Below are 1,556 nucleotides of genomic sequence, written 5' to 3'. Positions count from 1 at the left end.
GGGGCTGTTGAAGAAGTGGGCGTCACCTGATTCACTGCCTCTGTCGATGGTTTGCCGGAGGCCATGATGCTGGGTCGGAAAGAGCGCGATCAGCTCGAGCTGTACATGTGCGGCTCGCTGCGAGACCTCCTTCCAGACGACCACATCCTCGTCCGCGTCGACCGCGTTCTGGATCTTTCCTGGCTACGCGAAGCCGTCTCGGAATGCTACTCGCCTGGTTCGGGACGGCCAGGGATCGATCCCGAAGTTGCGGTGCGCCTGATGCTGGCGGGCTTCCTTCTTGGGATCGTCCATGATCGACGTCTTCTGCGCGAAGCGCAGGTCCATCTGGCGATCCGTTGGTTCATCGGCTTTGGGCTACACGAGGTGTTGCCTGATCATTCCTCGCTGACCCGCATTCGCCAACGCTGGGGTGCCGAGCGCTTCCGCCAGATCTTTAAGCGCACGGTCACCGCCTGCGTTGCGGCCGGGATCGCCAAGGGCGAGGTCGTTCATGTCGATGCGTCCTTGATCCGGGCGGACGTCAGTTGGGAAAGTCTGGCGGTCCGCCACGTCGATGCCGTGAGAGCCGAGAATGGCGACGGGACCGAGGTCGCCCGGGTGGCTGGCGAGACCCTGAAGACGTCCCGCAAGTCGGGTCGATACAAGAAGGTCTGTTTGACAGATCCCGATGCCAGCATGGCGACCAACGGACGCAATCGTCGGCTGGAGCCGGCCTACAAGCAGCATGGGGTCGTCGACGATGTCTCAGGCGTCATCCTCGACGTTGAGATCACGACCGGCGAGGTCAACGAAGGGCAGGAGATCCTGAACCGTCTCGACGCTGTTGCCGACACAACCGGCGCAACGATCAAGGTGGCGACGGCCGATGCCGGTTATGCCTATGCCAAGGTGTTCGGCGGCCTGGAGCGCCGCGGCATCACGGCGGTGATCCCCACCAAGGCCGAACCGATCCGCAGCAAGGTGCCGCTTCGCCGGTTTCGCTATGATGCCCGGCATGACCACGTGAAGTACCCGCGGGGACAGATCCTCCAGCCCAATCGAACGAAGATCCAGTATGGACGGTTCTTCGCGTCCAAAGCCGTCGACTGCGCCGGGTGCGATCTCGCCGCGATCTGTCTTTCTCCTTCTCGTGTCACCAAGGCCGTCGTCATCGTGCACGATTATCCAGCCCTGCTACGCGCCCGGCGACGCCGCGAGCGATGGGGCGAGGACGACAAGCGGCTATACCAGCGCCATCGCTGGCGTTCGGAAGGCTTCCACGGCGAGGCGAAGACCTGGCACGGGCTGGCGCGAGCTGTTCGGCGCGGCCTCGCGAACATGAGGATCCAGGCCTACCTGACGGCCGCGGCCATCAATCTAAAGCGGCTCGCACCGATCTGATCGGGACAGTCCTCATCGTCTGGCTTTCCCACAAGGACCTTTGCACCTTCCCAAGCCGAACCTGCCTTTCCCATCCAGCGTGTTTGGTAAAAGGCGCCGCCGAGCTCGCACCGGGAAGGCCTTCCTTTCGCCCCCCGCGACGCTTCAAACGCCGACTTCTTCAACAGCCCCAC

The 1,556-nt window shown here is 63.2% G+C and carries 1 pseudogene; it reads left to right on the top strand.

From position 1 onward, the window contains the following. Positions 1–66: 66 nt before the first annotated feature. Positions 67–1,374: pseudogene (locus GGR04_RS23650) on the top strand (transposase); the annotation flags it as partial. Positions 1,375–1,556: the final 182 nt, after the last annotated feature.

The organism is Aureimonas pseudogalii, from assembly GCF_014196835.1.
Classification (GTDB): domain Bacteria; phylum Pseudomonadota; class Alphaproteobacteria; order Rhizobiales; family Rhizobiaceae; genus Aureimonas; species Aureimonas pseudogalii.
The sequence above is the reverse complement of the archived record's forward strand: the minus strand, read 5'-3'. Positions and strand labels throughout refer to the sequence as shown.